We start from the raw sequence: 12,933 nt of genomic DNA on the forward strand, positions 1-12,933 counted from the left end.
CGGGCCGCCGTCACGCGGGGCGTCGCACCCCAGGAATCGCGTCACTGAACACAGCAGCCGGTAGGACGACCATGACCGAGTTGGACACCATCACCCATCCGTCCGATCCCGCGGTGCAGCGGATCATCGACGTCACCAAGCCGTCGCGGTCCCACATCAAGACGACGCTGATCGAGGACGACGAGCCCCTCACGCACTGCATCGCGGCCGGCGTGGAGTTCATCGAGGTCTACGGCAGCGACAGCAGTCCCTTCCCGCCCGGGCTGCTGGATCTGTGCAGGCAGCGGAACGTACCGGTCCGCCTCATCGACTCGTCGATCGTCAACCAGTTGTTCAAGGGGGAGAGGAAGCCCAGGACGTTCGGCATCGCCCGCGTCCCCCGCCCGGCCGGGTTCGGCGACATCGCGAGCCGGAGCGGGGACGTCGTCGTCCTCGACGGGGTGAAGATCGTCGGGAACATCGGCGCGATCGTGCGGACCTCGCTCGCGCTCGGCGCGTCGGGGATCGTCCTGGTCGACAGCGACATCACCAGCATCGCGGACCGGCGTCTGCAGAGGGCCAGCCGGGGTTACGTCTTCTCGCTCCCCGTCGTCCTCTCCGGACGCGAGGAGGCCGTCGCCTTCATCCGGGAGAGCGGTCTGCGGATGATGACGCTCAGCGCGGACGGCGACCTCTCCGTGAAGGACCTCGGGGCCATCCCCGACCGGCTGGCCCTGCTGTTCGGCAGCGAGAAGGGCGGGCCTTCGGACCTGTTCGAGGAAGCGTCCTCCGCCTCGGTCTCCATCCCCATGACCAGCCTGACCGAGTCCCTCAACGTGTCCGTCTCCCTCGGCATCACGCTGCACGAGCGAATCGGCCGGAACCTCACGGCCGACCGCTCACGCTGATCCGCCGGCCGGGTCCGGGGCGGAGACCTCCTCGAAGGCGCGGCCGACGCCCACGAACGACTCGATCTCGCTGACGCCCTCCGCGATCGCCTCGACCGCGAAGACGCTCGTGGTCGTCGGTGGGTACCCGATGAGTTCGATCGCCCGGCTCACCGACAGCGGGTTGCCCACCTTCGCGCCGTCCCAGAGGTACACCGCACCCCAGTAGCCCCTCTCGGCGTCCGCGAACCAGGTCTTCATCCGCATCCCCTTGAGCGTGGAGAACGCGTCCACCGCGTAGTCACGGAGGTACTCGCGGAGGCTTTCGACCGTGGCGTCCGACTTCTCCAGGTTCCATATGACAATGCTGATGTACATGCTGTGCCTCCGTACGACCCCGTCCTGCCCACCGTCGCGTTCCCCGCCGGGTCCCGCCCGCGCGCTCACACCTCCCAGGACGGCAGGGCCCAGCGCCTCAGCCGGTACGGAGCCCACCAGACACCGCCGCCGATCCGGATGAGCAGGCGCTGCTTCTCGAACACCGCCGCCGCCTTCTCCGGGACGGAGTCCTCCCCGCGGCCCGCCAGCAACGACTCGATCGCGCGGACGTAGGCGTCGTCCGAGACCGTGAGCCGGCGCAGGCCCGCGTGGCGCCGGTCCCGGATCTGCACGAACCCGGGCCCCCGGCGCAGGAAGCACCGGCCGACGTGGTACCTCGCCCTCCAGACGGCCAGCACCTCGTCACCGTGCGGACCCTCCAGGACCGACGGGGGGAAGAGGTGGCTGAACACCCACCACTCGGGACCGTCCGCCGCCAGGCGCGCCCGCCAGTCCACCTCCACGCCGTAGCTGGTGAGTTCGCGGAGGAAGGAGAGCACGGGGATCATGTGCTCCGTCCCGGGCCGCCCACTGAGGTCGACCACGGGCTCGACCGACACGAACCGCGCACCGGACTCGTGGATCCGGCGCGCCTCGTCCGCGGCGTCCTCGCCGAGCACGCGGTCGCCGAGGTGCATGTCCGGCATGGCCCGCACCGCCGGGTCACCGTGGCGCCACAGGCTGAACCGGACATCGAACCCGCTGCCGGGAATGGTCGCGACATCGTTCATGACTGGCTCGCCCCTCACACTGCCACGGGCGCCGGAGACGGGCGGTCGGCCGCCGACAGCCCCCGGCCCACCTGGATCTGCATGAACCTCTGGTTGCGGTCCTTCGTGACGACGTGGATCATGCGGCCGTCGTCCGTGAAGATCAGGCCCAGCTCCATCCACCGGTCGATCACGGCGCCGACGTCCGTCTGCCCGAACCGCTTCGCGCAGGTGCGTTCGAGGTACTCGAGCGTCCGCGGCTGGTCGAGCAGGTGGAAGAGCGCGAGCTCGACGTCGGTGGTGAGCTGGACGACGTCCCAGTCGAAGCCCGGCCGGGTGTTGGTGACGGTGATGCCCTCGTCGGTCTCGAAGTAGGACAGCTGGCTGCGCCAGTGCTGGTTGCGCCACTCGTCCAGCCCGGCCCTCAGCTTCCACGCCATGTCGTTCCCGATGCCCTGGTGCGTCGCGTCGAAGATGTACGCGATGTCGAACAGTTCCTTCTCGGGAAGGGCGTAGGTGAGCGCGTACTGGGAGGCCGCCCACCGCTCCTGGAAGCCGAGCGAGGGGTTCTCGAAGTACGGGGCGAAGCGCTGGACCGCGAGCCGGTCGTCACCGCCGGCCGGGCCCAGGTGGTGCAGCTTCGGGAACTGCTCGATGATCTTGGCGTAGTCCTCGTCCGTCTCCCCGGGGAAACCGTAGAGGTAGGCCCAGATGACGGTCAGCCCCAGCGACTCGGCGTCCCGCAGCATGCGCACGTTCAGGCAGCCGGAGACGCCCTTGTCCATGAGCTTGAGGACCTTGCTGCTCAGGCTCTCGACCCCGGGCTGGATGCAGACCACGCCCCCCTTCGCGATGGTCTCGAGCTGCTCGTAGCGCAGGTTGGCCTTGATCTCGTACATCAGCCGCAGGTCGAGCTCCGCCTCGGCGAGCCGGGGGAGGAGCGAGTCCAGGTAGGCCATGTCCAGGATGTTGTCCACGATCATCACGTCGAGGATCCTGTGGCGCTTCGTGAGCGTCACGAGGTCGTCGATGAACTGGTCCGGCCGCTTGCTGCGGAACATCATGCTGGCGCCGTTCAGACCGCAGAAGGTGCAGTGGTGCTTCTCGCCCCACCAGCAGCCGCGGGAACTCTCGAGGACCAGCCGGGGCTCCAGCCAGAACCGGGCGTGTGACTTCGCGAACTGCTCGAAGTACTCGTCGTAGTGGGGCAGGACCATCGCGGCCGGCGGCAGCGGCTTGGTGCTCACCGGGTTGTACACCGAGCTGCCGCTCTCGTCCCGCCAGCACAGACCCTGGATGGTCCCGAAGGACGGCTCGTCCTCGCGCAGGGAGCGCAGCAGTCCCGGCCAGGCCAGCTCGCCCTCACCGCGGACCACGTAGTCGATGAAGGTGAAGTTGCGGTGCAGCGCCTCACCCATCGGTCCTTCGCAGTTGGCGCCGCCGAACACGGTCACCGTCCGGGGAGACAGCTCCTTGAGCCGCCGGGCGACCGCCAGGGACGCGGTGAGGGTCTGGAACGTGGTGGTGAAGCCGACGACATCGGGTTCGCCGGCGGCGATCCGCTCGGCGAGTTCGTCGGTGAACTCCTCGACGTGTTCGTGCAGCCACAGCGTGGTCTGCGTCCGCTTCTCCTCGGTCGTCCCGTGCGCGAGGTCCTGCCCGGGCTCGGTCGCCGCCTGGGGGCCGAACTTCTCGAGGAACTCCTCCACCTTCCACTTCGGGTCGTGGTAGAGGGCGGAGGAGAAGACCCAGTCACCGGTCCCGATGTAGCAGCTCTCGAGGTCGTAGTACCGGTAGTCCTCGTAGCTGAAATCGGGGCGGCGCGAGGTGATCCAGTCCACGAAGTCGAGGTTCCCGTACACCACGTCGACCTGGGCGTCGGGAAACTCCTTGAGCGTGAGCTGCTTGAGCAGCCCGAGTGCCAGGGATGGAAAACCGATCGGACTCCACGGCACATTAGCGAGCACAATGTGCATGATTCCCCTCCGTTGAGGTCTATTTCGGCCGGACCATTGCGTAGCTGGAGGCGTGCGGAGCCAGATCCAGACGGATTTCGGTGAGAGAGCTATTGATGCGCGAGCTCCTTGGCGACGGCGTCGAGTCCCTGCGCCAGTTCGTCGGTCGACTTCCCTGACAGCTCCTCGTTGGCGCGAGCGAGGAGGTAGCAGAAGAGGAACCGCTCGGCCAGGCTGAATCCCATGGTGTGGAGACAGCTGTACAGCAGGCTCGTCTGAACCCGGTACGCCAGGAAATCCGGGTTCCGGTGCAGGAGTTCCGACATCTCGTGCGACAGTTCCTTCGAGTGGAAGCTGCTGCGCGACAACGCGGAGTCGGGGGTCTGGTGCAAGTCGTCGAGCGTGGGCCCGTCGTGGACGACGAGTCCGGCGCGGCATTCGTCGCGCAGGGTGCCGAAGTGCTGCCGGACGACGTCCACCCAGGCGCGGGCCGGCTGGTCGTCGGCGGCGGGCAACGGAGTCGAGGCACAGTCGCCGATGAACTCCAGGGCAGCCGGGCCGAATTTCTCGTAATAGGCGGCACAACGACGCTCGAAGGCATCGGGGTCCTTGGCCTGCGCGGTTTTGGCGCCTTCGTAGTGTGAGCGGTAGCTGAGCAGGCGGAGGCTGAGCAGTTCGCCGAAGTCGCGGGACGACATCCGCCGCTGCTCGGACTCCAGGAGGGTGGCGCCCGCATTCGCGACCATCAGGCGCAGCGCGATCAGGTAGGCCTTGGCCGTGTCGCCGCCGATCGCCGACACGCTGCGGGCGAGGACCGGCGCCACGGCACGGTAGAGGCGCTTCGCCGCGGCGTCGAACCCGGCCCCGCCGATCCCGGAGTTCCACAGCGGGGAGGGGATCTCCTCGAACGGGACCTCCGCCGTGGCCGGACGCAAGCCGTGGCCGTCCGCCGCGCGTTGCACCCGGTCGCGGGCCTCGTCCGCGGTGGCCGTGGCGGACGCGAGACTGATCTGCAGGCAGTCGCGTCCGGTCGTCCGGTCCCAGGTGCGCACGAAGTAGAAGTCACCCGGCCAGGAGGTCCGGGCCGGCCCGAACAGGTCGGTGAGGAAACCGCGTGTCACCTGCGGCAGCGTTCTGTCGCCCCCGTCGAGCGGGATGGTCACAAAGACATGCACAATACGTACCTCCGGGTACGTCACTGCCGCCGGGCGCGCATTCGGCGAATGGCGCCCGGCGACAGCAACTATCCTCGCCGTCCCATCAAGAGGACGACGATGATGTCGCGCAGGCGGTGCCGACGCAGGACGCTGCCATGACCTGCGACAGCGTCTCGTCGCTGTGGCTCAGATCGTCAATCAGATCCGAGATCTCCAGCGCGTTCAGGTCGAGCTCTTCGGTGAACTCCATTTGACTTACCCCCTTCCACGAACGAGAGAGGAGGGTGGGTCACTGCCGCCGGGCACGCATTCCGTGAATGGTGCCCGGCGACAGCGACGTGTCGAGCTGTCCGGTCAGGACGACGAGGACGACGACGAGCTGGTCGTGCAGCCGGTGGTCGTGCACGAAGCCGCCATGACCTGCGACAGCGTCTCGTCGCTGTAGCTCGAGTCCTCAATCAGATCCGAGATCTCCAGCGCGTTCAGGTCGAGCTGCTCTACGGCATCCACTTGAAACACCTCCTGTTCGGTTCCGGTACCTTTTCATCTTACCGCCATATAGCGGTAGTTGTGGTGACAAGAGCCAAGAAATCCAAATAGTCACGAGCGGATTCCTACGCTCCGGTCAAACCCTGTGGGGCGCCCGCAGTTCGGTCAGCGAGTTCCGGATGACATACGCCAGGAAAGCCTCCGCGGCCGGAAGGATCCCCAGGCGGTTGTTGGTCGTGTGTATGTAGTTGGCCAGGCAGCCGGCGTACGGGGTTCCTTCGAGCGTGAGCTCCGCGAGGTCACTCCCCGTCGGTTTCTCCTGCGCCGAGAGGGTGGAATTCAGCGCAGTGGCGTAGATGTCGTGGAAGACGTCGGTGGCTCCGTCGTGCCAGACCGCGCTGCACAGTTTCGTCACCCTGCTCCGCGTCTTCTCGTACACGGCCGCCCACCGCTCCTCGTAACCGGGCGGCACCCACCTGAGCCAGTCCTCCTCGTAGGCGCTGAGGAAGTCCTGGCTCTGCTCCACGTCCAGCCCGGAGCCCTTGAGGGACATGGCCATGATGCGCATGGCCAGGCCCGCCGGCGACGCCTTGAGTTCACGGTCCGACCGGTCGGCGAGGAGATCCAGCACCGCGGCCGAAGTGGAGCGGAAGAGCTCTTCGGCGATGCGGAGTCCCGTGGTCCCGCCGTACTTCGCGTACTCGGGCGAGTAGGGGGCGGGTTCGATGGTGCCCGGCGCCCTGACCTCCTCGGGCTCCGCCCCTTCGAGATCGGCCAGGCCCGGCTGGAGGGAGGACTGCTCCTCGTACTCGGCGGCCTGCTCGGCGTCGAGCGTGGGCATCGCCGCGGCCAGCATGCCGCGCACCGACTCGACGGTCTCGTCCGACGCCCGGTGGAGCCTGAGCCGGATGTGCGGACCGCCCTGCCAGTACCGCAAGTACCAGAAACGGTCCCGCATCCCGGCGTCCCGCACGACCGGACGGATCACGTCCCGCAGGAAGGTGGGCTGGAGGGACATCGGCAGATGGATGTGGAGCGGCCGCCACTCGGCGTCACGTTCAGTCCCTGTAGAGCTCAACGAAAAACTCCTCTGCCGCTGCCGGTCCTGAGCCGCCGTACTCGTCGGTCGCCGGCATGCACTCTCGGATGGACACGTAGACGTCGTCCCGCGTCAGCGCGGTCTTCGCGAAGCTGCGCACCAGATACGGATTGCGGAAGTCGACGTACATGGGCTTGTGGACGCTGGCCCTGTGCAGGTGGTTGAAGTCGGTCCAGTCCCGTGGGATCTCCTCGACCAGCCCGGACAGCAGGTTGTACTCGTCCAGGCGCTGAGTCAGCACGAACGCGTGCTGGGGCAGGCCCCGTTCGACGCGCCACTGGTCGAAGCGCAGCAGCGCCGGGTACGAGTCCTTGCTCAGCTCGGACAGTTCGGGGATCTCGCGTGCGGGCACCGTCCAGGTCCTGCGGCTGGCGACGACGTCGCCGACCACCAGCCGGGGGGACGAGCCCGGGTACCCGCGGTGACCCATCGCCCGCCCGATGTCGTCCATCGGCGCGTAGTTGTACCGGATGGTCGGGCTCAGGACCTCTATGAGGTTGTAGAGGACCGGCACCACGATGGGGAGCAGGAAGTTCATGGGGGTCAGGTGGACGCGCTCGTCGAGCTCGGGGTCCCAGAGGAACAGCCCGCGGTGGGCGTGGTCGATCCGGATCATCAGCTTGTCGAGGCTGTAGGCCTTCATCTCCGGCGAGGTGGGCCAGGTGCCGGGGTAGTTCAGCACCCGGTCGGTGAGCGGCGGGTGCAGGTTGAAGTTGAGCCCGGCGACCATGTTGAGGTCCACCTGCCCGGGGAACGCCTTCCTGAGGTGTTCGCGGACGGCCGACCGGAGCGTCCAGCCCTCGGCGGCCGAGCCCTCGATGAACGAGCTGAAGCGCGAGAAGTAGACGCCGTACCCCGTCAGGACGCCGTTCACCACGACCTCGGGCGACGGGGCGCCGCCCGCCAACTGGACCCGGAAGGTGATCGAGTCGGGGTCGACGCAGTCCTCCACGCCCGCGCACGCGTCCTTGAGGGCCTCGGGGGTCATCCGGACGACGCCGTCCTCGGGCACGAGCTGCCCGCCGATGTCGCGCAGGGCCTGGTCGCGCTGCGCGACGAAGGTCTCCGCCGCCGGGGAGTAACGCCCCCAGAACACCGCGTCCTGCTCGGCGTCCGAGAGCTGTACGAGCTTCTCGAAGAACGTCAGGAAGGGCACGGTCTCCCGGTCGCCGAACGTGTCCGCCGCGAAGGCGTACACCCCCAGCCGCTTCGTGTGGCCGTAGTCGAGCACCGACGACAGCCGCCACAGGCTCTCCAGCGCGGGAACGCTCCTGGCCACGGATTCCCGGTTCCAGGTGGCGGGACGGTCGGGCGTCCAGAGGTCCTCGTACACCGGCGCCCGGGAGATCTCGGCGGGGGGCGCTTCCAGCCCGCAGACCTCGGCGATGCCGGTGAGGGCCTTGTCCGCGGCGCTCAGCAGCGACCTGCGCTTGTCCGTGGGCGCGTCGGAAAGCGCCGTCTCCAGTTCCACGAGGGTGTCGAGGTGACCGCTCAACGCGGACACGGGCGGGGTCGTCCCGGCTCTCAGGACCCCCGCCAGCTTCTCGGAGTACTCCGGGTCCTGCTCGTCGAAGCCGGGGCTGACGTACAGCAGCTCGAGCCGCAGCATCGCCCGCAGGGCCTTCCGGCCGGCCTCCTCGTTGCCGGTCAGCTCCGTCAGTGCCCGGAGCACCTCGGGCACCGACGCCGTGCCCGAGGCCAGGACCGTCAGGATGCAGTTGACGACCCTGTCGCGCTTGAGCCTGACGACCGTCTCCGAGAGGCCTTCCCCGCCGGCGTCGGGGACGAGCCCGATGAACTCGATCGTCCTGTCGTCCGCGCGCAGCGACGAGTTCAGCAGCACCTGGCAGAGGTCGATGCCGCCGTCGACCCGTCGCAGTCCGGCGACCAGCCAGTTCACCAGCACCCGGTTCAGCGTCGACGTCGAGTACGTCCGGGGCTCGGACACGGCGGGCCCGGCCTCGGGAAGATCCGTGGGGAAGGCTCCGACCTCGGTGAACCGGCCGAAGGGCGACGGCTTCAGCGCGGCGCGGTAGGCGAAGTTCACCAGCGTGGACTCGAGGACGCGCAACCGGCTCGGCTTGACCGGACCCATCTCGCCCGAGGTGTACCGGCGCAGGCTCTCGTAGAGCTGGTCGCCCGAGAGCTGGATGCTCCTCGCCATCGAGTCGTGCTCGAAGAGCCGGGCGAAACCGGCGCGTGCCGACTGCATCCTCGCGTCGAACAGCGACCGTGCCTCGTCCTCACAGCGCCGCGTCCGCTGAACGAGGTCGAACCACTCCCGCAGCCCGGCGACCGTGTCCGCGTCCAGGTGCGGTTCCACGACGTCGATCCGCCGCGCCGCCGGCTCGGCACGCTGGTTGTAGACGTCACGGCGCAGCCGGACGAGATCGGCGCGCACCGACTCGTCCACCTGCGGGACGAACCCGGCCAGACGGTCGGACACCTCTTCCGCACGCCGCGCGCATTCCGTCCGGAGACGGCGGCTCTCCTCGATCCGCGCCCAGGCCTCGTCGAACCGGAGGCCCTCCAGCTCGGTCACCGGCAGTCGACTACGCCGGAAGAGGACGTAGGGGCTGACTCTCGCGGTGGACTCAGCCGGCGGCTCCGCATGCTCATCCGATCGCACGAAAGGGCTCTCCTTCTCTTACCAGCGGGCTACGCAAAGGGGTGCGGCGGGACGTCCGCCGGGGTCTGGTCGTCGGGCAGCAGGGAGGGACGGGGGAGCCGTCCGCCGTGCAGGCGCGGCAGCCCCTCCATGCGCCTGGTGCGGTGCCCGAACGTCATCGGCAGGCATCCGGGGACGAAGCTGCGCGTGCACACCAGCCCGCGCCAGCGCAGCTCCGGCGTGGTGAGGTCGGCCGCGTAGACGTGATGGCCGACGGCCTCGATCTGCGTGCGCACGTAGTCGAGGTCACCCTTGAGGGTGCCGAACACCGGGGCTGCCGCGGCCGCCGCGCTGAGACTGACCTCGGGCCGGTCCGGCGTCGTCAGGAACGCGAACCACTCCCGGGAGGCGGGCAGCGCGCCGAGCAGGCTGTGGTCGTCCATGGTGACCAGCGAGTCGTAGTCCTCCGCGAGCCGCTGCCGGTGCTCCGGGTCGTCGTCGTACACGTACCTCATGGAGGCCACGCGCGCGGCCACCTCGAAGATGGCCGACTCGGCCGCCGCCCGCGGATACAGGCTGGCCGCGGTCGACACGAGCGTGCAGGGACCCGAGTCCGCGTCGCGCTGGGCGAGCGCCAGCACGACCGGGACCTCGATGTCCAAGGTCGCCCAGTACAGGCGGACCCGGAATCCGGTGACGACTTCCACGCGCTCCATCAGGTCCCTGATGTCGCCGTCGGCCGGTCCCAGGGTGAGTTCGGGGAGGAGCAGTTTGCGGTACCAGGTGAGCAGGAACGCGTCCCGTTCCACGATCTCGAAGAGCCCGTGCAGGGTCGCTTCCTCGTAACTCTGGCCCAGCGCGAAGCCGTTCGACGTGTCGTAGAAGAACGGCTGTCGTGCCTCCGGGCGGCGCACCCACGACAGCGCGACCTCCGGAAGGTACCGGGCGGGTCCCTCGCCGAGCGGCGTGACCGGGACCCATTCCACCGTTTCGGCCGCGTCCAGCGGCGTCCAGGGAAAGTCCTCGCGCGCGTACTGGTCGGCGCAGTGGTAGCCGAGGGTGCGGGGATCGATGGCCCGTGTCCCCAGCTCCGAGAGCGAGGCCTCCACGGTGCCGTCGACCGGCTGGTGGCAGAAGCCCGCGAGACGCTCCAGGCCCTCCAGCACCGCGGTCGTCCGGCTCTTGGCGAAGCTCCGGGAGCGTCCGACCCCGGGCTCCAGCACGCCGTTGCCCAGCGGCAGGCCCACCTGCGCCGTGGGGAGGGGGCCGTCCAGATCGGCGAGCGGTTCCCGGAACAGCGAGTGCGGCCCCAGGTAGTCGGACGTGAGGGTCGGCGGCAGCGGGCGGCTGGCCCGGAGCGCACCGTCGGACTTCTCGAGCAGCTCGGGCGTGGAGCCGAAGGCGACCGTGGTCGTGGCCCTCGCCGCCGGCCGGCATGCCGGGCACCCCGTCCTCGGCGGTACGAGTCCTTGTCGCACCGTGCCGCCGGCCCGGTCGACCACGGCGAGCGTGCCGGCGGGCGAGTTCTCCCGCAGGAAGAGCGCCGCGATCCGAGTGACGACCGCGCGCACCGCGGGACCGGCCTGCTGCCAGAGCGCGTGGCTGTGCGCGCCTCCCGCGGAACCGCTGCCGGACGCCTCCTGGGACGGCAGGTCGGCGGAGTCCACGTGCCGGGTGAGGGACGACGCCAGGCACCGCGGGCACCCGCCGCCCCCTTCGTCCGCCGGACCGTAGGCCAGGACGTAGACGCTGCCGCACCAGAACAGCACGGCGATGCTCCGCCCCGACCCGCCCGCGTCGGCGTGCACCCGTGCGGGGTCGGTCAGCGAGCCCAGGAGCACCTCCGCGGGCGCGGGTGCGCCGGCGTCGGCCAACAGGGCGGGGACGAGGTCCGCAGCGGGCGGGACGTGCGTTTCCGTGCTCATGCCACCTCCACCAGTCGGACCTGCTGCCGCGCGAAGGGAACCGTGTGCGCGGTCACCTCCGCGTACCGCGGCCGTGCGATGTGCCGCCACACCTCACTCCAGTCACGGAAGTGGGGGTTGAGCGGAACCAGGGCGCTGTCGTCGTTGACGAACCGGAGCAACGCCGCCGACACCGCTTCCGCGTAACAGGCGCCCGCGCCCTGCGTGACCGCCTTCCCGGTGGCGCGCCCCAGGACCCGGTGGACGCCGTTCGGCAGGCGGGTGCCGAACCACCGCAGCGCCTCGCCGCCACCGGTGCGCTCGACACCCCGCTGGATGTACCGGCTGAACACGGCACACTCGTCGTGCCCCAGGTCGTCGTCGGACACCGGCACCAACGCGGCGTCGTCCGCCGGCGCCAGCATCGACTGCCTCAGCAGGGCACGGTAGATCGCCTCGTCCAGGCTCCATCCGGCGCTGAGGGTCGGCCGCGGTCCGTCGTGCCGCGCGGCGAGGAGTTCGAGGCCGTTGAGCGCCGCCTGGTACAGGGCCTCCCGGGACGACAACGTGGCGGCGGTGATCTCGTGCGCCTCGTCGGGTCCGAGGAGGAGGGTGGCCCGCGCCCGTCCGAACGGGACCTGGGGCAGGTCGCCCCCGTCCAGGTGACGGAAGGGGCCGACGACCTCGTCCGTCCAGCCGGCCAGGACGCCGATGATGTGCTCGTGGTCGTCGTCCAGCCGGCTGTCGTCGTCGGGATGGACGATGTTCCTGCGGACCAGGGCCTCTTCCGCGTCGTCGCGCCGGTCACCGGTGGCGGGTGGCACCACCGCCCGGTGGCAACGACAGCCCGCCGCCGACCACGCGGGATGCGATCTGACCGTCGGCGGGGTCGAATCGAGGGGCATGGCCACCGCTGCCGCCGCGTGCTCACCGAGCCCGGCGGCGCGCTGGTAGATCGCGTGGATCACGGCTGCCTCGGTGATGTCGTCGGGTGCCGGCGGCACGGTGCCGGCCGGGGCGTCGGGCCGCGCCGTGCGACCGTACCGGCACAAGCAGGCCCAGCAACCCGTCGACTCGTCGTCGGACCAGAGGATCCAGCGGCGCCGGCCCGCCTCGCCCACGATGCCGTGCGGGACGCCGCGGTCGAGCAGTGCGTCCTGCAGCCGCACGGTGCGTTCGTACGGGAGGCTGTCCGCGTCGATGACGACCAGGCCCGCGTCCTCCCACTGCGGTACCGGGTCCTCGTCCGAGACGGTGCGGTACTCGGTCCGCAGTCCGAACAGCGGTGGATCGGTCAGCAGCCGGCGCAGGCGCCCGAGCCAGTCGGCGCCGCCGTACAGGTGGAGGGTGGTGGCGAGCACGCGGTCCAGCGCGCGCACCGGTTCGTCCGTCAGCTGTGAGAAGAACGGGATCAGCCACTGTGCCGCGGGGCCCTTGGCGGTGACCTGCTGGGCGATCGGCGCGTCGAGGACCGTCACGCACCGATGGGTCACCAACGCGTCGAGCACGCGCGACACCGCCGCGCGCGACCCGGCCGGGAACGCGCCGACCAGGTCCTGGCCGGTGCGACTGCCGTCCGACCGGTCCAGCAGCGTCGAGACCACGCCGAAGGCGGCCGCACCCTTGATCGTGAAGGACGCGGAGCCGACGCCGATCCATGCTCCGTGCTTCGTTCGCAGCGCGGACACGTCCGGGCGGGCGAGGACGACACCGGCCGCGTGCGACGCACCCTCGTAGGACATCAACTCACTCACTTTCGTCGCGCAG

General features: G+C 69.6%; 11 protein-coding genes. 1 reads left to right on the top strand and 10 read right to left on the bottom strand.

Annotated elements, in window-relative coordinates:
- Positions 1-71: 71 nt before the first annotated feature.
- A complete protein-coding gene (gene nshR / locus ACZ56B_RS00670; protein WP_468784783.1) occupies positions 72-887 on the top strand; it encodes an NshR/TsnR family 23S rRNA methyltransferase in 816 nt (271 codons plus the stop codon).
- Here nshR and ACZ56B_RS00675 read toward each other — a convergent pair.
- From ACZ56B_RS00675 to ACZ56B_RS00720, 10 genes are all read right to left on the bottom strand, one after another.
- Positions 879-1,244, bottom strand: a complete 366-nt coding sequence (locus ACZ56B_RS00675; RefSeq protein WP_468784784.1) for a hypothetical protein — start codon at positions 1,242-1,244, stop codon at positions 879-881. The genes nshR and ACZ56B_RS00675 overlap by 9 nt on opposite strands.
- A gap of 65 nt (positions 1,245-1,309) precedes the next feature.
- The gene (locus tag ACZ56B_RS00680; RefSeq protein WP_468784785.1) at positions 1,310-1,975 is read right to left on the bottom strand and encodes a DUF5825 family protein; all 666 of its coding nucleotides are present in this window, start codon (positions 1,973-1,975) and stop codon (positions 1,310-1,312) included.
- 14 nt (positions 1,976-1,989) lie between these two features.
- Positions 1,990-3,930 (bottom strand): RiPP maturation radical SAM C-methyltransferase, encoded by a 1,941-nt coding sequence (locus tag ACZ56B_RS00685; RefSeq protein WP_468784786.1) that lies wholly within the window; start codon positions 3,928-3,930, stop codon positions 1,990-1,992.
- A gap of 89 nt (positions 3,931-4,019) precedes the next feature.
- On the bottom strand, positions 4,020-5,072 hold the full coding sequence (locus ACZ56B_RS00690) for a hypothetical protein (protein WP_468784787.1): 1,053 nt from the start codon (positions 5,070-5,072) through the stop codon (positions 4,020-4,022).
- Between the two features lie 97 nt (positions 5,073-5,169).
- A complete protein-coding gene (locus ACZ56B_RS00695; protein WP_392040905.1) occupies positions 5,170-5,316 on the bottom strand; it encodes a thiocillin/thiostrepton family thiazolyl peptide in 147 nt (48 codons plus the stop codon).
- A 104-nt stretch (positions 5,317-5,420) separates the two neighbouring features.
- A complete protein-coding gene (locus tag ACZ56B_RS00700) occupies positions 5,421-5,585 on the bottom strand; it encodes a thiocillin/thiostrepton family thiazolyl peptide (RefSeq protein ID WP_468784788.1) in 165 nt (54 codons plus the stop codon).
- Between the two features lie 106 nt (positions 5,586-5,691).
- A complete protein-coding gene (locus ACZ56B_RS00705) occupies positions 5,692-6,633 on the bottom strand; it encodes a thiopeptide-type bacteriocin biosynthesis protein (RefSeq protein WP_468784789.1) in 942 nt (313 codons plus the stop codon).
- The gene (locus ACZ56B_RS00710; RefSeq protein WP_468784790.1) at positions 6,614-9,283 is read right to left on the bottom strand and encodes a lantibiotic dehydratase; all 2,670 of its coding nucleotides are present in this window, start codon (positions 9,281-9,283) and stop codon (positions 6,614-6,616) included. The genes ACZ56B_RS00705 and ACZ56B_RS00710 overlap by 20 nt, the downstream gene beginning before the upstream one ends.
- Before the next feature lie 29 nt (positions 9,284-9,312).
- Positions 9,313-11,187: a YcaO-like family protein gene (locus ACZ56B_RS00715; protein ID WP_468784791.1), complete on the bottom strand. Its 1,875-nt coding sequence runs from the start codon at positions 11,185-11,187 to the stop codon at positions 9,313-9,315.
- Positions 11,184-12,908: a hypothetical protein gene (locus ACZ56B_RS00720; protein ID WP_468784792.1), complete on the bottom strand. Its 1,725-nt coding sequence runs from the start codon at positions 12,906-12,908 to the stop codon at positions 11,184-11,186. The genes ACZ56B_RS00715 and ACZ56B_RS00720 overlap by 4 nt, the downstream gene beginning before the upstream one ends.
- Positions 12,909-12,933 lie beyond the last annotated feature (25 nt).

This window comes from Streptomyces sp. NPDC034670, from assembly GCF_055574875.1.